This is a genomic window from Pseudomonas sp. 203-8 (assembly GCF_020708595.1).
In the GTDB taxonomy this organism is placed as follows: Bacteria; Pseudomonadota; Gammaproteobacteria; order Pseudomonadales; family Pseudomonadaceae; genus Pseudomonas; species Pseudomonas aeruginosa.
On record NZ_JAJFDF010000006.1, the window covers coordinates 205,788 to 227,021 of the forward strand.

Annotated in this window: 14 protein-coding genes; 10 read left to right on the plus strand and 4 right to left on the minus strand. The window is 65.3% G+C overall.

The genetic code is table 11. The features are described 5' to 3' along the window. Positions 1 to 30: 30 nt before the first annotated feature. Together LJF27_RS15745 and LJF27_RS15750 are read left to right on the plus strand one after the other, a co-directional pair. Positions 31 to 930: a choline sulfate utilization transcriptional regulator gene (locus tag LJF27_RS15745; protein ID WP_010792427.1), complete on the plus strand. Its 900-nt coding sequence runs from the start codon at positions 31 to 33 to the stop codon at positions 928 to 930. 10 nt (positions 931 to 940) lie between these two features. Next, on the plus strand, positions 941 to 1,318 hold the full coding sequence (locus LJF27_RS15750) for a DOPA 4,5-dioxygenase family protein (protein WP_003114635.1): 378 nt from the start codon (positions 941 to 943) through the stop codon (positions 1,316 to 1,318). On the opposite strand, the gene LJF27_RS15755 is transcribed toward LJF27_RS15750, so the two are convergent. The 4 genes from LJF27_RS15755 to trpB form a co-directional block, all read right to left on the minus strand. Continuing rightward, positions 1,297 to 1,662 (minus strand): Hpt domain-containing protein, encoded by a 366-nt coding sequence (locus LJF27_RS15755; protein ID WP_003097330.1) that lies wholly within the window; start codon positions 1,660 to 1,662, stop codon positions 1,297 to 1,299. The two genes, LJF27_RS15750 and LJF27_RS15755, sit on opposite strands and share 22 nt — an antisense overlap. A gap of 7 nt (positions 1,663 to 1,669) precedes the next feature. Then, a complete protein-coding gene (locus LJF27_RS15760; protein ID WP_003111192.1) occupies positions 1,670 to 2,293 on the minus strand; it encodes a response regulator transcription factor in 624 nt (207 codons plus the stop codon). Between the two features lie 185 nt (positions 2,294 to 2,478). Further along, the gene (gene trpA, locus LJF27_RS15765) at positions 2,479 to 3,285 is read right to left on the minus strand and encodes a tryptophan synthase subunit alpha (protein ID WP_009875638.1); all 807 of its coding nucleotides are present in this window, start codon (positions 3,283 to 3,285) and stop codon (positions 2,479 to 2,481) included. Continuing rightward, positions 3,282 to 4,490 (minus strand): tryptophan synthase subunit beta, encoded by a 1,209-nt coding sequence (gene trpB, locus LJF27_RS15770; protein WP_003097340.1) that lies wholly within the window; start codon positions 4,488 to 4,490, stop codon positions 3,282 to 3,284. The genes trpA and trpB overlap by 4 nt, the downstream gene beginning before the upstream one ends. A gap of 103 nt (positions 4,491 to 4,593) precedes the next feature. Between trpB and trpI the strand changes: the two genes are divergently transcribed. From trpI to LJF27_RS15810, 8 genes are all read left to right on the plus strand, one after another. Then, positions 4,594 to 5,481, plus strand: coding sequence for a trpBA operon transcriptional activator TrpI (gene trpI, locus LJF27_RS15775; RefSeq protein ID WP_003111191.1), 888 nt, complete (start codon positions 4,594 to 4,596; stop codon positions 5,479 to 5,481). A 100-nt stretch (positions 5,482 to 5,581) separates the two neighbouring features. Then, positions 5,582 to 5,797, plus strand: a complete 216-nt coding sequence (locus tag LJF27_RS15780; RefSeq protein WP_003097345.1) for a dodecin — start codon at positions 5,582 to 5,584, stop codon at positions 5,795 to 5,797. Between the two features lie 183 nt (positions 5,798 to 5,980). Continuing rightward, positions 5,981 to 6,208: a DUF1161 domain-containing protein gene (locus tag LJF27_RS15785; protein ID WP_003097347.1), complete on the plus strand. Its 228-nt coding sequence runs from the start codon at positions 5,981 to 5,983 to the stop codon at positions 6,206 to 6,208. Between the two features lie 296 nt (positions 6,209 to 6,504). Then, positions 6,505 to 8,193, plus strand: coding sequence for a two-partner secretion system transporter TpsB2 (tpsB2, locus tag LJF27_RS15790; protein WP_016263998.1), 1,689 nt, complete (start codon positions 6,505 to 6,507; stop codon positions 8,191 to 8,193). 112 nt (positions 8,194 to 8,305) lie between these two features. After that, positions 8,306 to 18,871, plus strand: coding sequence for a two-partner secretion system putative hemagglutinin TpsA2 (locus tag LJF27_RS15795; RefSeq protein ID WP_023117271.1), 10,566 nt, complete (start codon positions 8,306 to 8,308; stop codon positions 18,869 to 18,871). Further along, positions 18,868 to 19,185: a hypothetical protein gene (locus LJF27_RS15800; RefSeq protein ID WP_019485604.1), complete on the plus strand. Its 318-nt coding sequence runs from the start codon at positions 18,868 to 18,870 to the stop codon at positions 19,183 to 19,185. Before LJF27_RS15795 ends, LJF27_RS15800 begins: the two co-directional genes overlap by 4 nt. Before the next feature lie 261 nt (positions 19,186 to 19,446). Continuing rightward, positions 19,447 to 20,148, plus strand: coding sequence for a transposase (locus LJF27_RS15805; protein WP_023117270.1), 702 nt, complete (start codon positions 19,447 to 19,449; stop codon positions 20,146 to 20,148). 114 nt (positions 20,149 to 20,262) lie between these two features. Further along, positions 20,263 to 20,508 carry a hypothetical protein gene (locus LJF27_RS15810; RefSeq protein WP_124083303.1) on the plus strand — a complete coding sequence of 82 codons (246 nt, stop codon included), beginning with the start codon at positions 20,263 to 20,265 and terminating at the stop codon, positions 20,506 to 20,508. Positions 20,509 to 21,234: the final 726 nt, after the last annotated feature.

Sequence of the window (21,234 nt, forward strand, 5' to 3'; positions counted from 1 at the left end):
GGATAAGCCGGGCTTATGTGAGAACACCTCATGCCGCCATCCCTCGACCTGCTCCGGGTATTCGAGTCCGCCGCCCGCCAACTCAGCTTCACCGCTGCCGCCGAGGAACTGGGGACCACCCAGCCTGCGGTCAGCCAGCAGATCAAACGCCTGGAGAAAGAGCTGGCGACCCCTCTGTTCCAGCGCGTTCATCGAGGCATCGTGCTCACCGACGCCGGCCAGCTTCTGCTCCGCCACGTGGCCGCCGGCCTCGAGACGATCGATGCCGGCATCGCCGCGCTGGGCGCGCGCCAGCGCCACGAGGTGCTCCAGGTGGCCACCGACTACGCCTTCGCTGCCTACTGGCTGATGCCGCGCCTTCCGCGCTTCCATCAGGCCCATCCGCACCTGGACGTGAGCCTGGTGACCAGCGAGCGCGGCCTGGCCGGCCAGCGCGGCGATATCGACGTGGCGATCCTGTTCGGCGACGGTCGTTCCAAGCACGGCGAAGCGCACCGGCTGTTTCGCGAGGAGGTGTTCCCGGTCTGTAGCCCGCGGCTGGTCGAGGGATTGCAGTTGCCGCTGGCCAAGGCGCACCTGGCGCGCCTGCCGATGCTGCATCTGAAGCCGGCGCAGCACGCCCGCTGGTTCGACTGGCCGGCGTTGTTCGAAGCGTTGGCCATCGATCGGCAGCCGATTCCGGCGGTGCTCAGCTTCGACAACTACACCTTGCTGATCCAGGCGGCCATCGCCGGCCAGGGCGTGGCCATCGGCTGGCGCCACCTGGTCGACGGCCTGCTCGAACAGGGGCTGCTTTGCCGGCCCATTGGCGAAAGCTGCCTGTCGCGATACGGGTACTATGCGGTATTGCCGGAGCGCAAGCGGCGCCAGCGGCTGGTCGACGGTTTCGTCGACTGGCTGCAGGCCGAGTTGCAGGCCGGCGGCGCTTGAAGAGGTGACGATGAACGAGTATTCCACCCCCCGCATCCAGGGCTTCCATGCTCACGTCTATTTCGATGCGCAGAGCATCGAGCGAGCCCGCGCCCTTTGCGAAGAGGCGGCGCGGCGCTTTCCGCTGAAGATGGGGCGGGTCCATGAGCGGCCGGTAGGGCCGCATCCGGACTGGAGCTGCCAGCTGGCGTTCGCTCCCGAGGTGTTCGGCGAGCTGGTGCCCTGGCTGGCCATCCATCGGCAGGACCTGGTGGTGTTCATCCACCCGGTCACCGGCAACGATCTGCTCGACCATCGCGACCGAGCCATCTGGATGGGAGCCATTCGCCCGCTGGACCTGTCGATCCTGGACGAAGGCCCGCAACGCTATGACTTCGCCGTGCCTTGAGGCGCGGTCATCGTCATCCAGTCGTGCAGTTCGCATTGCAGCTCGCCCAGTGCCGTCACCAGGTCGTCGACGGCATCGGCGAGCTTGCGCACGGAGCTTTCGCCGCAGGCGATCTCCAGTTGGTGGCAGGCGCGTTCCACGGCGTGGGCGTGGATCAGCGAGGCCATGCCCGCCAGGCGGTGCGCCAGCTCGTTGAGTTCCTGGGTCTGCTCGCGCTCCTGGGCGCGCCGCAGCTTGCGGGTGTCTTCGTTGTTGCTGGTCATCAGCTGCGCGACGAGCAGGCGGCTGATCTCCGGTTGGTTGGCGCGGTCGCCCAGGGCGGCGGTCAGGTCGAACGTTCGCATGGGATCCTCAGATCAGCTCGTGGCGGCGGGCGAAATCGATCAGGCCGGCCAGGGAATGGGCGTTGAGTTTCAGCATGATGCGTGACTTGTAGGTGCTCACGGTTTTCTCGCTGAGGAACAGCTGCTGGGCGATGGCCTTGTTGGTGTTGCCGTTGGCCAGGTACTGCAGCACGGTCATCTCGCGGTCGGAAAGGCTTTCCAGCATGCGGGCCTCGTTGTCGCGGCTCTGCTGGTTGATGCTGCGCAACGCCCCGGTGGGGAAGTGGATGTAGCCGGCCAGCACGGCCTTGGCGGCGAGCAGCAGCTCGGAGAGGTTTTCCCTTTTGCTGACGAAGCCCATGGCGCCGGCCTGCAGGCAGCGCGGGGCGAACTGCGCCGGATTCTGCCGGGTCAGGACCAGGACCTTGGTGTCCAGCTTCAGGGACTTCAGGCGGGCTATCACTTCGAGACCGTCGATCTTGGGGATGCCGATGTCCAGGATGGCCAGGTCGGGAGACTTCTTGCGGGCTACCTGCAGGGCTTCGGCACCGTTGTCGGCCTCGCCGACGATGGTGAAACCGTCGCGCTCGAACAGCAAGCGCACGGCCAGGCGGATAGCGGGATGATCATCGACGATCAGCACCTTACTCATGCGAACCTTCTTTGAATGCGTTGGCTATTTGGGTGAGGCGCTATTCAAGGCTTCGGCAGAGTCGGCGGACAATAAGACGTTTCTGAAAGTGACCGTGAATTTTTCCTCACGGTTCTGGCAGCGTGCAACGCAAGGCCAGGCGCAGCGGGTTGCCTGCGCCTGGCGAATGCCGCTGTCAGGGTCTGTCAGCGTGCGTTGCGCACGCCTTCGGCCAGCTCGCCGCACAGGGCGAGGACATCCTTGACCGCCTGGGCATTGTCGCGGGCCTTGGCGATCCGGTCGATCAGCGCCGAGCCGACCACCACGCCGTCGGCCAACCGCGCGACCGCGGCGGCGTGTTCGGCGCTGCGGATGCCGAAGCCGATACCGATCGGCAGGTCGGTATGCCGGCGCAGGCGCGCCACTGCTTCCTCGACGTGCTCCAGGGTCGCCGCGTTGGCGCCGGTGACGCCGGCCACCGACACGTAGTAGACGAACCCGGAACTGCCTTCGAGCACCGTCGGCAGGCGCTGGTCGCCGGTGGTCGGGGTGGTCAGGCGGATGAAGTCGAGGCCGGCGGCCTGGGCCGGGTCGCAGAGGTCTTCGTTGTGCTCCGGCGGCAGGTCGACCACGATCAGGCCGTCCACCCCCACCTCCTTCGCCTCGGCAATGAAGCGTTCGACGCCGTAGTGGTGGATCGGGTTGAAGTAGCCCATCAGCACCAGGGGCGTCTCACTGTCGCCGCTGCGGAATTCGCGGACCATCTGCAACGTCCTGGCCAGGGTCTGGCCGCCTTCGAGGGCGCGGATGTTGGCCAACTGGATGGCCGGGCCGTCCGCCATCGGATCGGTGAACGGCATGCCCAGTTCGATCACGTCGGCTCCGGCCGCCGGCAGGCCTTTGAGGATTTCCAGGGAAGACGCGTAGTCCGGGTCGCCGGCGGTGACGAAGGTCACCAGGGCGGCGCGGTTTTCCTGCTTGAGCTGGGCGAAGCGGGTCTGCAGGCGGCTCATGCTTTCGACTCCTGTTGCATGTGGTGCATGACGGTCTGCATGTCCTTGTCGCCGCGACCGGACAGGTTCACCACCATGATGTGCTCCTTGGGCAGGCTGGGCGCACGCTTGAAGACCTCGGCCAGGGCATGGGAGCTTTCCAGCGCCGGGATGATGCCTTCGAGGCGGCAGCAGGTGTGGAAGGCCTCCAGGGCTTCGTCGTCGGTGATCGAGGTGTACTCGACGCGGCCGGTGTCGTGCAGCCAGGCGTGTTCCGGGCCGATGCCGGGATAGTCGAGGCCGGCGGAGATGGAGTGTGCGTCGATGATCTGGCCATCCGCGTCCTGCAGCAGGAAGGTGCGGTTGCCGTGCAGCACGCCGGGAACCCCGCCGTTCAGGCTGGCCGCGTGCTTGCCGGTGTCGATGCCGTGGCCGGCGGCTTCCACGCCGACGATCTGCACCCCGGCGTCGTCGAGGAACGGGTGGAACAGGCCCATGGCGTTGGAGCCGCCGCCGATGCAGGCGACCAGCGAATCGGGCAGGCGCCCTTCCTTCTCGGCCAGTTGCTCGCGGGTTTCCTTGCCGATCACCGCCTGGAAGTCACGGACCATCGCCGGGTACGGATGCGGGCCGGCGACCGTGCCGATCAGGTAGAAGGTACTGTCGACGTTGGTCACCCAATCGCGCAGCGCCTCGTTCATGGCGTCCTTCAGGGTACCGGTGCCGGCGGTCACCGGGATCACCTCGGCGCCCAGCAGCTTCATGCGGAAGACGTTGGCCTGCTGCCGGTCGATGTCGGTGGTGCCCATGTAGATCACGCACTGCAGGCCGAAGCGCGCGGCGACGGTGGCGGTGGCCACGCCGTGCATGCCGGCGCCGGTCTCGGCGATGATGCGTTTCTTGCCCATGCGCCGGGCCAGGAGGATCTGGCCGATGCAGTTGTTGATCTTGTGCGCGCCGGTATGGTTCAGCTCCTCGCGCTTGAGGTAGATCTTCGCCCCGCCGCAGTGCTCGGTCAGGCGCTCGGCGAAGTACAGCGGGCTCGGCCGGCCGACGTAGTCGCGCTGGAAGTAGGCCAGTTCCTCCTGGAACGCCGGGTCGTCCTTGGCCTTCTCGTACTCGCGGGCGAGGTCGAGGATCAGCGGCATCAGGGTCTCGGCGACGTACTGGCCGCCGAAGCGGCCGAACAGGCCCTTGGCGTCGGGGCCGTTGCGATAGGAAGTCATGGAGGGCTCCAGGAAATGACGTATGGGCAGAATCTAATCCCCCCGCCGGGTAAAAGAAACCGATAAGATTGCGCAAACCTGTCAGAAAAACTCACGAATAGCCATGAGCCGCGACCTGCCCTCCCTGAATGCCCTGCGCGCTTTCGAAGCCGCTGCCCGGTTGCACAGCATCAGCCTGGCGGCCGAGGAACTGCACGTTACCCATGGCGCCGTGAGCCGGCAGGTGCGGTTGCTCGAGGACGATCTAGGGGTGGCCCTGTTCGGCAAGGATGGGCGCGGCGTAAAACTCACCGATTCCGGCGTTCGCCTGCGTGACGCCTGCGGCGATGCGTTCGAGCGACTGCGTGGCGTCTGTGCCGAGCTGCGCCGGCAGACCGCCGAGGCCCCGTTCGTCCTCGGCGTACCCGGCAGCCTGCTGGCGCGCTGGTTCATCCCGCGGCTGGACCGGCTCAACCGTGCCCTCCCCGACCTGCGCCTGCAACTGTCCACCAGCGAGGGCGAGTTCGATCCGCGTCGTCCCGGCCTGGACGCCATGCTCTGGTTCGCCGAGCCGCCCTGGCCGGCGGACATGCAGGTCTTCGAACTGGCGCCCGAGCGCATGGGCCCGGTGGTCAGCCCGCGCCTGGCGCAGGAAACCGGCCTGGCCCAGGCGCCCGCCGCGCGGCTGTTGCAGGAGCCGCTGCTGCATACCGCCTCGCGACCCCAGGCCTGGCCGGCCTGGGCCGCGAGCCAGGGGCTGGCGGCGGAGGCGCTGCGCTATGGCCAGGGGTTCGAGCATCTCTACTACCTGCTGGAAGCGGCGGTGGCGGGCCTCGGCGTGGCCATCGCCCCGGAGGCGCTGGTCCGCGACGATCTCGCCGCGGGCCGCCTGGCGGCGCCCTGGGGCTTCATCGAGACCGATGCGCGCCTGGCCCTGTGGGTACCGGCGCGCCTGCACGATCCGCGTGCCGGGCGCCTGGCGCAATGGTTGCGGGAGCAGTTGGCAGGCTGAGCGCTGGCGATTTGCTGCACTTTTCCGGCTCGGCTAGTGTCCATTGAACAGAGGCGCCCGTCGGGCGCGAAGAACCAGGCATCGTCCGGGGAGAGAGTTCATGTCCAATCACCACACCTACAAGAAGATCGAACTGGTCGGCTCGTCCAAGACCAGCATCGAGGACGCCATCAACAACGCCCTCGCCGAAGCGGCGAAGAGCATCCAGCATCTGGAATGGTTCGAGGTGGTGGATACCCGCGGGCACATCGAGAACGGCGCCGTCGGCCATTACCAGGTGACCCTGAAAGTAGGGTTCCGTATCGCCAATAGCTGATGGCACCCTGGAAACCTGTCCACGATCGCCTGCGCCCTGGAAAGGCCGCCGTGTCTTTCCGCTTCGCCGGATCATGCACAGGCTATGAGGGCGGCGTGCCTCCATGGGCGGCGCGCTCGTCTCAACCTTGCCGCATTTGGCAAGCCTGACCCGTTCGGGTCTTCATCCATGCAACGAGGGAATGTGTTCATGAAGAAGTTGATGTTGGCAGTCGGCCTGTTTGCCGTGGCGGGCAGCGCATTCGCCGCCAAGCCCTGTGAGGAACTGAAAGCCGAGATCGATGCGAAGATCAAGGCCAACGGCGTTCCTGCCTACACCCTGGAAATCGTCGACAAGGGCAGCGTCACCGACAAGAAGGTAGTCGGCACCTGCGACGGCGGCACCAAGGAAATCGTCTACCAGCGCGGCTGATGCAGCGCCTGCGACGAGCAGTATCCGGGGCCGGCTTTCCCATGGGAGCCGGCCCTTTCTTTTTGCCGCGATGAGTACCCTGCCAACGATGGGTCTTGTTGCAGCTCGTCGAGAAAGCGTGCCATCTAACGGATTAATCCCAAAGTCTGTGTTAGGTTTTTCGGCACGCCCAGATGGCCTTGTGCCTTACTTCCGGATTGTCCGACTCATGGAAGACGGATTTCGGAATATTCCTGCTTACCCGCTGTAGCCGCTGGGCCAACATCGCGCCTTTCTGTATTTCAAGGAATGAAATCGTGGCTCTCCATCGCCTGGCCTTTATCTTCCTGTGCCTGCCGCTCATGGCCAGCGCCGCCCCCTTCACCTCCCCCGGCGACCGCGACCTGATCCGCGACCGCCAGCAGCGCCTGCTGGACGAACAGCGCAAGCGCCTGGAGGAACTCCAGCAACTGCCCGGCAAGGGAGCGCCCGCCGCTGCGGATGCCTCCGGCGACGACGAGCGCTGCTTCGAGATCCGCCGCATCGAGCTGGAAGGCGCCGGGCACCTCGGCGAAAGCGCGCGTCGCCAACTGCTGGCGCCCTACCAGGGGCGCTGCCTGGGCGTCGGCCAGCTCAATGCGCTGCTCAAGGCCGTCACCGACCATTACCTGGATCGCGGCTACGTCACCACCCGTGCCTACCTGCCACAGCAGGACCTGGCCTCCGGGACCCTGCGCATCATCGTCGTCGAAGGCCGCCTGGAGGGCCTGGACAGCTCCGCGCTGGCCAGCCCGCGCGAACTGGCGATGAGCTTTCCGGGCAGGACCGGCGAGCTGCTCGACCTGCGCGAGCTGGAGCAACTGGTCGACCAGTTGAGCCGCCTGCCGTCGCGCCAGGCGCAACTGGAGCTGGTGCCCGGCAGCGAGGTCGGCGGCAGCCGGGTGCGTCTCAAGGGCGAGCGCGACAAGCCCTGGCGGGTCTCCGCCACGCGCAACAACGACGGCGACGTCAGCACCGGCGAGCAGCAGATGGGCCTGGGCCTGGACTGGGACAGCCCGCTGGGCCTGGCCGACCAGCTCAACCTGCGCGCCAACCGCGACGCGGTGACCGACCGCTGGCGCCATTCCGACAGCCAGAGCCTGTTCTACAGCCTGCCCTGGGGCTGGTGGACCTTCACCTACGGCTACAGCCAGAGCGACTACCGCACGCGCAACGAGGCCAGCGGCTTCCCCTTCAAGCTCGATGGCGACAGCCGCAGCCACCAGTTCCGCGCCGAACGCGTGCTGCACCGCGACGGTGTGAGCAAGACCGCCATGAGCCTGGGGCTCAGCCACCAGCGCACCAACAACTATGTCGAAGACACCCGCCTGGAAGACCAGAGCACGCGGATCACCGAGACCCAGCTCGGCTTCAACCATGGCCGGCGGATCGGCAGCGGCTTCGTCAACCTCGACCTCGGCTGGCAGCAGGGCATCGGCGCCCTTGGCGCGCAGGGTCGCGGCCACCCGCAGGCGGGCGATCCGAATGCGCGCTACGACAAGTACAGCCTGACCCTCAGCTACCTGCAGCCGTTCCAGCTATGGGGCGAGCGCTTCAGCTTCGACAGCCTGGCCACCGGGCAAAGGAGCGAGGACGTGCTGTTCAGCCCGCAGCGCATCAGCCTCGGCGGCAACAGCTCGGTGCGCGGCTTCAAGGACCAGACCCTGACCGGCGACAGCGGCGGCTACTGGCGCAACCAGTTGCGCTGGCGGCGCGCGGTGGAATGGGCGCCGCTGCGGCCCTGGCTGCAGGAATACGGCGTGGCCTTCGCCTACGACGTCGGCGTGATCCGCCACGACCGCTACAACGACGGCGCCAGCGGGCGCATGAGCGGCAACGCCATCGAACTGGATGCCCGCGGCCGCTATTTCGCCGCCAGCGTCGGCTTCGCCCGCTCGCTGGAGCGGCCCAGCGCCATCGAGCGGCGCGAGCACCCGATCTATTTCCGGGTCGACGCGTTCTTCTGAAGACGCGGCGACCTCCTGAACGCTTTAGGAAAGCGCCTACCTGCATCGAGGCCCTTTCCTTGGAAAACCTTGCTTAACCTCGCCGGGCCCCTACCCGCCAAGGAGTAACGATATGGACATCCGCAGCCCGCTGAACCAGTGCATCGCCCTGTCCCTGGCCGGCATCCTGTTCCTCAACCCGATCGTCGCCGCGGCGGCGGGGCTGGCGCTGGACAAGGCCGCCGGCGGCAACACCGGCCTGGGCCAGGCGGGCAACGGCGTGCCCGTCGTCAATATCGCCACGCCCAACGGCGCCGGGCTGTCGAACAACCATTTCCGCGACTACAACGTCGGTGCCAACGGGCTGATCCTCAACAACGCCACCGGCAAGACCCAGGGTACCCAGCTCGGCGGGATCATCCTCGGCAACCCCAACCTCAAGGGCCAGGCGGCGCAGGTGATCCTCAACCAGGTCACCGGCGGCAACCGCAGCACCCTGGCCGGCTACACCGAGGTGGCCGGGCAGTCGGCGCGGGTGATCGTCGCCAACCCGCACGGCATCACCTGCCAGGGCTGCGGCTTCATCAACACGCCGCGCGCGACCCTCACCACCGGCAAGCCGATCATGGACGGCCAGCGCCTGGAGCGCTTCCAGGTGGACGGCGGCGACATCGTCGTCGAAGGCGCCGAACTGAACGTCGGCAACCTCGAACAGTTCGACCTGATCACCCGCAGCGCCAAGCTCAACGCCAAGCTCTACGCGAAGAACCTCAACATCGTCACCGGCCGCAACGACGTCCAGGCCGACAGCCTGCAGGCCACGCCGCGCGCCGCCGATGGCAGCGAGAAGCCGCAGCTGGCGATCGACAGCTCGGCGCTGGGCGGGATGTACGCCGGGGCGATCCGCCTGGTCGGCACCGAGCAGGGCGTGGGGGTGAAGCTGGCCGGCGACATGGCCGCCAGCGGCGGCGACATCCGCATCGACGCCAGCGGCAAGCTGAGCCTGGCCCAGGCCTCCAGCCAGGGCGACCTGAAGATCGCGGCCCAGGCCGTGGAGCTGAACGGCAAGACCTACGCCGGCGGCAGCGCCGAGATTCGCAGCGTGGAGGAACTGGTCAACCGGCAGAGCCTGGCGGCGCGCGAACGCATCGCGCTGGAGGCGGCGCATATCGACAACGCCGGGGTGATCGAAGCCGGCGTCGAGCCGGACGAGCGGCGCAACGCGCGCGGCGACCTCGAGCTGCGCAGCGGCACCCTGCGCAACGCCGGCAGCCTGGTGGCCAGCCGCGCGCTGGAAGCGAAGGCGAGCCAGGCGCTGGACAACCAGGGCGGCAGCCTGAAGGGGGCGACCGTCCGGGTCGACGCCGGGCACCTGGACAACCGTGGCGGCAAGCTGCTCGCCGAGGGCGAACTGCGGGTCGAGGCGAGCAGCCTGGACAACCGCCAGGACGGCCTGTTGCAGAGCCGGGACCGCGCCGTGGTCAAGACCCGTGGCGATCTCGACAACCGTGGCGGCCAGGTGATCGGCCTGAACGACCTGGAGGTCGGCGCGGCGACGCTCGACAACGGCCAGCAAGGCCTGCTCGGCAGCCAGCAGTCCACCCGCGTCAGTGCCCAGGCGCTGGTCAACCGGGGGGACGGCGAAGTCTCCGGCAAGCGCGTCGAGGCCCGCGTCGGCAGCCTCGACAATCGCGGCGGCAAGCTGATCGGCGACGACCTGCTGGTGGTCGCCAGCGGTGCCATCGACAACCGCCTCGGCTTGTTCTCCGCAGCCAACCGCCTCGACCTGCGGGCGCGCAGCCTGGACAACAGCGGCAAGGGCACGCTGAGCAGCCGGGGCGGCCTGGAGGTCAGCCTCGGCGGCCTGCTGGACAACCGCGATGAAGGCAACCTGCTCAGCCAGGGCGCGCAGCGCGTGACGGTGGGGCAACTGGACAACCGCGCCGGCGGCCTGCTGTCGAGCCGCAGCGAGTTGAACGTCCACGGCGCCAGCCTGGACAACCGTGGCGGCGTGCTGGTGGCCGACGCCGGCCTGAGCGCCACGGGAGGCGCCTTCGACAACCGCGACGGCGGCAGCGCCAGCGGCAAGGCTGGCGTGCGCGTGGAGGTCGCCAGCCTGCGCAACGACCAGGGTGGCAAGCTGCTCAGCGATGGCCGCCTGGACCTCGCAGCGAACGCCGTCGGCAACGCCGGAGGGCGTATCGCCGCCAAGGGCGACCTGCAGGCGACGCTTGGCAGCCTGGCCCAGCAAGGTGGCGAACTGGTCAGCGAAAAGACCCTGAAGGTCGCGGCCGACACGCTCGACAACAGCCAGTCCGGGCTGATCGCCGCGAATGGCGGCATCGCTATCGAGGCGCGGCAGGTCGACAACCGCGCCGGCGAGATTTCCAGTACCTCGAAGGTCGCCGTGAACGCCCGCGAGCAACTGGACAACCGCGGCGGCAAGGTCATCGGCGACAGCGGCCTGCGCCTCACCGTGCAGCGCCTGCTGAACCAGGCCAAGGGGGTGCTGGCCGGGCGCGACGGCCTGAGCCTGGACGGCGGCGAACTGTTCAACGGCGACGGCGGGCGGCTCGACAGCCAGAACAGCCTGAGCGTGAGCCTCGGCGGCGTGCTGGACAACCAGGGCGGCGCGCTGGTCAGCGAAGGCAGCCTGACGGCGCGCGCCGCGCGCCTGGACAACCGTGGCGGAACCTTCTCCAGCGCCGGTGCGCTGGCGCTGACCAGCCAGGCCGCGCTGGACAACCAGGGCGGCAGGCTGCTCAGCGATGCCGGCGTGACGCTGAAGGGCGCCAGCCTCGACAACAGCCGTTCCGGCGTGATCAGCGCCAAGGGTGCGGTGGATATCCGCACCGGCGTGCTGGACAACAGCCGCAACGGCGGCATCGGCAGCAACGCCGGCATCACCCTGGTGGCCGCCCGGCTGGACAACGGCCAGCAGGGCCGGGTCAGCGCCAAGGGCCTGCTCGACGCCAACCTGAAAGGCCTCGACCAGCGCGGAGGCGGCGTCCTGGTCAGCGAAACCGGCGTCACCCTCGACCTCAATGGCGGCACGCTGGTCAACCGCGACGGCGGCCTGATCGCCACGCCCGGCGCGCTGCTGCTGCGCCAGCTCGGCGCGGTGGACAACGGCGCCGGCGGGGAAATCTCCAGCGACCGCGCCTTCACCCTCGCCGCCGCCAGCCTGGACAACCGCGGCGGGCGCCTGATCGGCGCCGACAGCCTGACCCTGCGCATCGCCCAGGCCCTGGACAACAGTCTGGGCGGGGTGATCTCCGGCGCCGCCGGCCTGGACATCGCGGCCGCTCGCCTGGACAACAGCGCCAAGGGCACCCTGGCCAGCCGCGCCGGCATCGACCTGCGCGTCGATGGCGCGCTGGACAACCACGCCGAAGGCACCGTCTCCGGCGCCCGCCTGACGCTCGCCAGCGCCTCCCTGGACAACAGCGGCAAGGGCCTGCTCTCCGGCAACGCCGGCCTGAGCGTCGCCACTGGCGCGCTGGACAACGCCGAGGGTGGCCAACTGATCAGCCAGGGCGTGCTGGACGTCAGCAGCGCCGACCTCGACAACCGTGGCGGCGCCCTCAGTGGCAAGCAGTCGCTGCGCCTGAGCGCCGCCAACCTGGACAACCGTGGCGGCCTGCTCACCAGCGACGGCGAACTGGAACTGACGGCAGGGCGCGTCGATTCCGCCGACGGCGGCGAAATCTCCGCCCGGGGCGACCTGCGCCTGACGGTCGAGCGCCTGGTGCAACGCCAGGGCCGGCTGATTGGCGAGCGCGGCGTCAGTCTCGACCTGCGGGGCGGCGACCTGGACAACCAGGGCGGCCTGATCAGTGCCCGCGGCCCGCTGAGCATCGAGCGGCTGAACGTCCTCGACAACCGCCAGGGCGGCGAGATTTCCAGCCAGCAGGGCTTCGAGCTGCTGGCCAGGCGCATCGACAACGGCCAGCAGGGGCGCATCATCAGCGCCGGGAAACTGCGCCTGGACGCCGACGCGCTGGGCAACGCCGGCGCCGGCCTGCTCTCCGGATGGCAGGGCCTGACGGTGACAGGCGGGAGCCTGGACAACAGCGCCGGCGGCACCCTTTCGAGCAAGGACGGCGAGCTGGCCATCAGCCTCGGCGGCGCGCTGGACAACCACGGCCAGGGCGCGCTGGTCAGCAAGGGCGCGCAACGGATCGACGCCGCCAGCCTGGATAACGCCCAGGGCATCGTCTCCGGCGAAAGCGACGTGACCCTGAGCATCGCCGGGAAGCTGGACAACGGCCAGGGCGGCCTGGTCTCGGCGCAGCGCGCGCTGAGCTTCGAGCGCGACGATACGCTGCTGAACAACGCCGGCGGCCGGATCAACGGCGGCAGCCTGCTGCTCAAGGGCGCCAGCCTGGATAACAGCGACGGCCAGTTGATCAGTCAGGGCCGGCTCGACGCCATCCTCGGCGGCGCCCTGGTCAACGCCGGCACGGCGCGCCTGGCCAGCGGCGGCGACCTGCTGCTGCGCAGCGCCAGCGTCGACAACCGCGGCGGCAAGCTGATCAGCCAGGGGCTGCTGGAGATCAGCGCCGGCAGCCTCGACAACAGCGCCTCCGGCACCCTCGCCAGCCAGGCCGGCATGAGCCTGCGCCTGGGCGGCAGCGCCCTGCGCAACCAGCAGGACGGCCTGATCTTCAGCCAGGCCGGCGCCCTCGAGGTGCAGGCCGGCAGCCTGGACAACCGCCAGGGCACGCTCCAGGCCCAGGGCGACAACCGGCTGCGTATCGGCGGCGCGCTGGACAACCAGGGCGGCCGCCTGGACAGCCGGGCCGGTAACCTCGACCTGCAGAGCGGCAGCCTCGACAACGGCGCCGGCGGCGTGCTCAACAGCGCCAAGGGTTGGCTGAAGCTGGTCACCGGGCTGTTCGACAACAGCGCCGGCGTCACCCAGGCGCAGTCGCTGGAAATCCGCGCCGGGCAAGGCGTGCGCAACCAGCAGGGCCATCTCTCGGCGCTGGGCGGCGACAACCGCATCGTCACCGCCGACTTCGACAACCAGGGTGGCGGCCTCTACGCCAGCGGCCTGCTCAGCCTCGACGGCCAGCGCTTCCTCAACCAGGGCGCGGCGGCGGGCCAGGGCGGCAAGGTCGGCGCCGGGCGCATCGACTTCAGCCTGGCCGGCGCGCTGGCCAACCGCTTCGGCCAGTTGGAAAGCGAAAGCGAGCTGCACCTGCGCGCCGCCGCGATCGACAACAGCGGCGGCAGCCTGCGCGCCCTCGGCCGCAGCGGCAGCACGCGGTTGGTCGCTGGCGGCCTGAACAACGCCTACGGCGTGCTGGAAAGCGCCAACCAGGACCTCGACCTGCAACTGGGCAGCCTGGCCAACGCCGGCGGGCGCATCCTCCATACCGGCAATGGCACCTTTGGCCTGGATTCCGGGCAGGTGATCCGCGCTGGCGGGGAACTGACCACCAATGGCCTGCTGGACATCCGCGCCAGCGAATGGACCAACAGCAGCGTGCTGCAAGCCGGACGCCTGAACCTGGACATCGGCACCTTCCGCCAGACGGCCGAGGGCAAGCTGCTGGCGGTGCAGTCCTTCACTGGCCGCGGCGGCGACTGGAGCAACGACGGCCTGCTGGCCAGCGACGGCAGCTTGCGCCTCGAGCTGAGCGGCGGCTACCGTGGCAACGGCCGCGCCACCAGCCTCGGCGACTTCGCCCTGAACGCCGCCAGCCTCGACCTCGGCAATGCCGCCAGCCTCGCCGGCGGCGCCAATGTCACGCTCGGCGCCGGCAACCTGCTGGTCAACCGTGGGCGGATCACCGCCGCCGGCGACCTCGTGGCCAGCGCCGCGAGCCTGAACAACTACGGCACCCTGGGCGGCGGCGGCAACCTGCGATTGAACGCGCCCGCCCTGCTCAACGAGCGCGGGTTGCTGTTCAGTGGCGCCGACATGACCCTGCGCGCCGGCGACATCACCAACCTCTACGGGGATGTGTACAGCCTCGGCAGGCTGGATATCGCCCGCGACGATGCCGGCAACCGTGCCGCCAGCCTGCGCAACCTTTCCGGGGTGATCGAGAGCGGCAAGGACTTCAGCCTGCGTGCCAGCCTGATCGAGAACCGTCGCGCCGTGCTGGAAAGCAAGTCGGGCCTGTACACCGCGAAGATGGAGCAGACCGCCTGCATCGAAGGCGTCAACGCGGGCGACTGCAGCGGCAAGCGCAACGCCATCTGGACCATCACCCAGCGCGACAAGACCGAGGTCACCGCCAGCAGCGCCATGGGGCAACTGCTGGCCGGAGGCGACTTCGCCATCGACGGCGGCACCCTGAACAACCTTTCCAGCCTGATCGGCAGCGGCGGCAACCTCACCGCCAACCTCGAAGTCCTCGACAACCAGGGCCTGGAAACCGGCGAGCTGGAAACCATCCGCGTGCTGCGTACCGCTCGCGGCGGCGATATCGGCGGCATCGATCAGAAGTCGCGCAACTTCACCAACCTCTACTGGTACCAGAGCGCCAATTTCGACCCGGCGCGCGCGGGCGAGATCCCCGCCGCGCTCAACGCGATCCTCAGCGACTGGTCCTTCGAGTACGAATTCCCGAGCAAGGGGCCGACCCCGATCAGCAGTGGCGACCAGTCCTACGCAGCGGTGATCCAGGCCGCCGGCGACGTCACGGTCAATGCCAGCACGCGCATCGACAACGGCGTCACCCGCCCCGGCTACACCTTCGTCGGCAGCGGCCGCCAGGTGGGCGACAGCGCGGTGGGCGGCAGCGGGGTTTCGGTGGTCGTGCCGCTGACCTCGCAACTGCCGCCCGACCTGGCGCGGCGCCAGGTCAACCCGGTCACCCTGCCCGGCTTCAGCCTGCCCCAGGGCGACAACGGCCTGTTCCGTCTCAGCTCGCGCTTCGCCGAGGACGGCAATGGCAGCGCCGCGCTCGGTGCCGGCGCCGACCGCACCCAGGGCGGCAGCGGCGTCTCGGTCGGCCAGCAGGGCGCCGGCAACGTCGCCGGTACCTGGCAGGGCCAGGGCGTGCGAGTCGACGGCCTGGCTGGCGCGGCCAACGTCCAGGGTCAGGGCGGCAGCACGCTCGGCGGTAGCCTGCCGGGCGTCGCCCGGGTCCAGGGCGTGCCCGGCAACGCCACGCCGAGCGCCAGCCACAAGTACCTGATCGAGACCAACCCGGCGCTCACCGAACTGAAGCAGTTCCTCAACTCGGACTACCTGCTCAGCGGCCTGGGCATGAACCCGGACGATAGCAAGAAGCGTCTCGGCGACGGTCTCTACGAGCAGCGGCTGATCCGCGACGCGGTGGTGGCGCGCACCGGCCAGCGCTACATCGACGGGCTGAGCAGCGACGAGGCGCTGTTCCGCTACCTGATGGACAACGCCATCGCTTACAAGGACAAGCTCCAGCTGCAACTGGGCGTGGGTTTGAGCGCGGAGCAGATGGCGGCGCTGACCCACGACATCGTGTGGCTGGAAGAGGTCGAGGTGAACGGCGAGAAGGTCCTCGCGCCAGTGGTCTACCTGGCCCAGGCGGAGGGTCGGCTGGCACCCAACGGTGCGCTGATCCAGGGCCGCGACGTGAAGCTGGTGAGCGGCGGCGACCTGCATAACGTCGGCACCCTGCGCGCGCGGAACGACCTCTCGGCGACGGCCGACAACCTCGACAACAGCGGCCTGATCGAGGCCGGCAAGCGCCTCGATCTGCTCGCCGGCGACTCGATCCGCAACCGCCAGGGCGGGGTCATCGCCGGGCGTGACGTGAGCCTCACCGCGCTGACCGGCGACGTGATCAACGAACGCAGCGTGACCCGCTACGACAGCGCGCTCGACGGCCGCACCTGGGAACGCAGCTTCGCCGACAGCGCCGCGCGGGTGGAGGCGGCGAACAGCCTGAACGTCCAGGCCGGACGCGACATCGCCAACCTCGGCGGGGTGCTGCAGAGCCGCGGCGACCTCAGCCTCGACGCCGGACGCGACGTCACCGTCGCCGCCGTCGAGGACCGCCAGGGCCAGACCCGCTGGAACACGTCGCGGCTACAGAGCGTGACCCAGCTCGGCGCCGAAGTCAGTGCCGGGCGGGACCTGAACGTCAGCGCCGGGCGCGACCTCAGCGCAGTGGCCAGCGCCCTCGAAGCGCGCCGCGACATCGCCCTCTCCGCCGGGCGCGACGTGACCCTGGCGGCGGCGGCGAACGAGGAGCATGCCTACAGCAAGACCAGGAAGGTCACCTACCAGGAAGACAAGGTCGCCCAGCAAGGCACCCGCGTGGATGCCGGCGGCGACCTGGCGATCAATGCCGGACAGGACCTGCGCCTGATCGCGAGCCAGGCCAGCGCCGGCGACGAGGCCTACCTGGTGGCCGGCGACAAGCTGGAACTGCTGGCCGCCAACGACAGCAACTACTACCTGTACGACAAGAAGAAGAAAGGCGACTTCGGCCGCAAGGAAACCCGGCGCGACGAAGTCACCGACGTCAAGGCGGTGGGCAGCCAGATCAGCAGCGGCGGCGACCTCACCCTGCTCAGCGGTGGTGACCAGACCTACCAGGGCGCGAAGCTGGAATCGGGCAACGACCTGGCCATCGTCAGCGGCGGCGCGGTGACCTTCGAGGCGGTAAAGGACCTGCACCAGGAAAGCCACGAGAAGAGCAAGGGCGACCTGGCGTGGCAGTCGTCGAAGGGCAAGGGCCAGACCGACGAAACCGTGCGCCAGAGCCAGATCGTGGCCCAGGGGAATCTGGCGATCAAGGCCGTGGAAGGGCTGAAGATCGACCTCAAGCATATCGACCAGAAGACCGTGAGCCAGACCATCGACGCGATGGTGCAGGCGGATCCGCAACTGGCGTGGCTGAAGGAGGCCGAGCAGCGCGGGGATGTGGACTGGCGCATGGTGCAGGAGGTGCACGATAGCTGGAAGTACAGCAACTCGGGGTTGGGGGCTGCGCCGTCACTGGCCATTGCCATCGTTGCAGCTGCTTACCTCGGCCCGGTGTATGGCGCAATGGCCAGCAACCTCGCCATTGGCACCATCAACAATGGCGGTGACCTTGGCAAGGGGCTGCAACAGGCCACCAGCGCTGACAGTCTGAAAGGGTACGCCATCGCAGCGGCCACGGCTTATCTCGTCAGCCCGCAGTTGGACAAGGCATTCGGCGTATCCAGTGACAACATCAACAAAGTCACCAAAGGATTCAAGCTCAGCACAGTTGAGGGAATCGGTGGATTTGCTGCCTACAGCATTGCCCAAGGCTTTGCTCAATCGGTCATGCAGCAGGCCGCCTATGGCGGCAGCTACATCGACAACCTCGGTAATGCCATGGCAGGTCAGGCGCGCAACCTGGGAATGGCGGTAGGTTTCAATTTCATTGGCGACTCGGTCAAATACCCTGATGGCAGCCCGCCGAAAATCATGGCTCACGCCCTGATGGGAGGTCTGCTGGCCGAAGCCTCCGGCAGTGACTTCAAGACTGGAGCGGCGGCCGCTGGTGCCAACGAGGCCATGATCAACCTCCTTGGGAAAATGGTAGGTGGCGATCAAAACCTCGAACTGATGGCCTCGCAACTCGTTGGCGTAGCCGCGGCAAGTGCGGTCAATGGCGATGTGAGTCTGGGCGCCGAGATCGCCAAAAGCGGGACGGCGTACAACCGGCAGCTACACCCAGATGAAATCAAATTCGCATCGGATGTGGAGCGCGTCAAACGTTATGCCCAGGAAAATGGGCTGAGCGAGGACACCGCCCGCAAAGAGCTTCTCAGCACGGCCGCCATGATGGTGGACAATGGCTGGAACCAGGCCTTGGCCGGCACAGACATCAACGCTGCCCGGGCTGCTCAGTATCTGCGTACGGAGCTGGGCACAGGCCCGGACAGCAATCTCTTCCAGGTGACCCAGGCTGACTACTACAACGAGCGGGTGGGGCTGACGGCGCTATTCAAGAACAAGGAGGCCCTGACCAGCGTTCTGGAAAACATAGCCCTAGCGAATCCCGCGAGCTATACGAGGGACCCCGCGAACCGTGCGGAAGTGCTGAATGCCAAAGGTGAAGGTAGCCAAGCGGGCTTTGGGCTGGCACTGGAAGGGATCGTCAGCGCGCCTTCAAAAACTGCCTTGTGGTTGATGGGTGCGCTAACCTGTTCAAGCTGTGCGGAGCGGGATATCCAGAACGCTTGGAACTCGGTTGCCTCGTTACCTGAAGACATCCGTATGAAAGGCTATCTGGATGCCTTGCACACCATGCAAGGCCAGGGTGCCAGCGTGGTGCGGGACAACGCCGCGAGTTCGACTGCATTGGGAGTTGAGGTTGGGCTGGCCATTGATGGAGGGTTGGCAGGGGCAGGCAAGGGCGTCGTTACGGATGGTCCGAAAGGAATACTTACACTGAAAGATTTTCCTGATGTCTCTACCAAGATAAGCCAGAAGCAGCTTCGCCATATTGCTGGAACACAGCAGCTTGAGGCACGGGGAGGCGGTGGTTTCTTAAACAGTGTCTCTGATGCTCAAAAAGTGCTTGATGCCTACCATACCGGCCAAGTGAAAATCCTAGGGAGAAATGCTCAGGGATTCCCAGTAGTCAAGTTTGAGGGCGTTACTGGAACTAACGTTAATCTCGGTGTTGGTATAACTGATCAGGCAACCAATGTATTTATTATCAAGGGCACAAAGAGTCCAAGTATTGTCCCTACAAATCCAAACTGGAGTCCCAAATGAGTAGCCAGCCAACGTTGGAAGAATGGAATTTTCAAGTGTTAATGCTAATTCAAGCGTTGGTAGGTGCGATATCTGCCAATTTTAGAATGATTGCATTGTTATGGGATGGCGATGAGTGGGTATTGAGATTTTATCTTGAAGAGAGCAACGAAGAGGACGTTGAGGAGATTGAGGATGTTGTTTGCCAATATACGGCATATCAGGGCTCTAGTTTGAGATGCAGGTCTGAGTTGATCGTGGGGCGTGAACGCCTTCCGGGGCTTTCGGAGGTGGGTAGGGTTGTATACCGTCGCAGAGAGTCTTTTGATATTTAGTTGGGGCAAAAGGTAGCTCCGGCGCAGAAAGTGCTATCAATCAAGGCAGGCTTAATTCTCAGCTCCTGTCTGAGGAGGTTGCGAATGGCCACGCGTTCCAGAAACATTTAGTCGAACGGCAAGAGTTTGTTGATCTTGCGCCAACAGCATAAAGGGGACACAGCATAAAGGGGACCAGCATAAAGGGGACAGATTTATTTTCCCTACTCTAATTTTCTAAGCAGGGAGGCTCCAGTGCAGACGCCGTAAGGAGGCTCCGCGATGCCTAGGCAAGGGCGAGTGGTTTTACCGAATTATCCGCTTCACGTGGTCCAGCGGGGACACAATCGGCAAGTGGTATTCGCCGAGGACGAGGACTACCAGCGTTACCTCTCCGATCTACGGGACCTCAAGGATGCCTTTGGTATCAAGGTCTACGCATTTTGCCTGATGACCAACCATGTCCATCTGCTCTTGGCGCCTGGTGATTCGCTGTCTGGCTTGGCGCAACTGATGAAAACGCTGGCGGCGCGCACGACACGATATCGGAATCGCTTGGAGGGCCGTTCCGGAACGTTGTGGGAAAGTCGCTATAAATCGAGTGTCGTACAGAGCGATGCCTACCTGCTGGCGTGTTGCCGGTACATCGAACTGAACCCTGTTCGGGCGCGGATGGTGGACGATGTGGCGGCCTATCCCTGGTCAAGTTATGGGCTGCGGGCGGATTGGTTGAAGGAGCCAAACTGGTTGGATATGGATTCCTGCTTCATTGAGCTAGGTCAGACGGCCGAAGAGAGATATCGGCGATACGTAACGTTCATGAAAGAGGCGATACCGGCCGAGGAATTGAGGCTGATTCGCGAGGCGGTTCAGCGTGGACAACTGACGGGCAATCAACGGTTCGTGGACGAGATCGAGCGGGTAGCCGGGGTGAGAATAGAGCGGCGTGGGCAAGGGCGGCCGAGATTAGAGCAGGGAAAATAAATCTGTCCCCTTTTTTCTTTTTTTCTTAGTCCCCTTTTTTCTTACATTACCAGACGGACGGGCTGCTAGTTGGGGTGGGGATGGTAAATTTATTGGGTTTAGAGGCGTGCAAAAATGAAGGTAAATTTGATTTTTGAAAAAGTTGGAGATGTTAATAGTGATTATCCATATCTTTGTGTATATAAGGAGGGGGAGAGAGAGCCTTTTATGGAGATATCAGTGAGTAAAGAAAGAAAGATTGAGTTTGTTTTTTATTCTAGAGCTGATAATTTTTCCCTAAGCTCTGAAGAGTTCTATGAAATATATGGTAGGGCGGAAGCTTTTTTGCCTCAAGCTTTAGAAAATGAAGATTCGCTGTAATATTTAAATAAAGAGACTGGTTATAATGGGGATTTTTATTTTCCTGACTCTAGTGTTATCCGGCGGCAAATATGAGTTCGATACTTTGATTTCAGAGAAATCCTCAAAGTTTTAGTTGAAAGAATAAAGGGGCAGATTTATTTTCTCTACTCTAATTTCGGCGACGGCGCCCACGCCGAACTACTCAAAGAAAATAACTCGTTAAACCATGCGCCCTTACCAAGGCATCACGAAGTTCCTTTACGGCATCTGCACTGGAGCCTTTGCTCAGAAGATTAGAGTAGAGAAAGTAAATCTTTCCCCTTTCAATGTTGTTTCAAGAGAAGACTGTGGTCAGCAAAGAGCCCACGGAAGCTTAGGATGTGGTTCGGATGGAAGGGCGGCTCCGCACGAGCATAAAATTGAATATAACGAAAGGGCTATGTAAGTAAGAAATAGGCTCGGATGGAAAGCCGGTAGGCCCTTGGATACCAGATAGGTGATTAAATGTCTAATGATGTATGTGGGTATATAAAATATGATGGTGTTTATCCGGAGTCAGATCTGCTTGAGTATTTGTCAAAAAGTGAGCTAGGTGTTTTTAGAGTTCCAAAGGAGCATCTATATCGAATGAAAGGGACAGATTTATTTTCTCTACTCTAAATTTTCTGAGCATGGAGGCTCCAGCGCAGATGCCGTAAAGGAACTTCGCGATGCCTAGCGAATTATTTGCTTTGAGCGTTTCAG